The organism is Mycobacterium simiae (genome assembly GCF_008370645.1).
Lineage (GTDB): Bacteria > Actinomycetota > Actinomycetes > Mycobacteriales > Mycobacteriaceae > Mycobacterium > Mycobacterium simiae_A.
Genome location: NZ_VTZN01000524.1, coordinates 1 through 465, shown reverse-complemented (window position 1 = coordinate 465; position 465 = coordinate 1). Strand labels below are relative to the sequence as shown.

The 465-nt window shown below is 50.3% G+C and carries 1 protein-coding gene; it reads right to left on the bottom strand.

What is annotated here, in order from left to right:
• On the bottom strand, positions 1-465 hold a 465-nt coding region (bla, locus tag F0Q45_RS26725; RefSeq protein ID WP_149656672.1), incomplete at both ends, for a class A beta-lactamase.

Sequence of the window (465 nt, the reverse complement as noted above, 5' to 3'; positions counted from 1 at the left end):
CACCGGCTCCAGATTTATCAGCAATAAACCAGCCAGCCGGAAGGGCCGAGCGCAGAAGTGGTCCTGCAACTTTATCCGCCTCCATCCAGTCTATTAATTGTTGCCGGGAAGCTAGAGTAAGTAGTTCGCCAGTTAATAGTTTGCGCAACGTTGTTGCCATTGCTACAGGCATCGTGGTGTCACGCTCGTCGTTTGGTATGGCTTCATTCAGCTCCGGTTCCCAACGATCAAGGCGAGTTACATGATCCCCCATGTTGTGCAAAAAAGCGGTTAGCTCCTTCGGTCCTCCGATCGTTGTCAGAAGTAAGTTGGCCGCAGTGTTATCACTCATGGTTATGGCAGCACTGCATAATTCTCTTACTGTCATGCCATCCGTAAGATGCTTTTCTGTGACTGGTGAGTACTCAACCAAGTCATTCTGAGAATAGTGTATGCGGCGACCGAGTTGCTCTTGCCCGGCGTCAA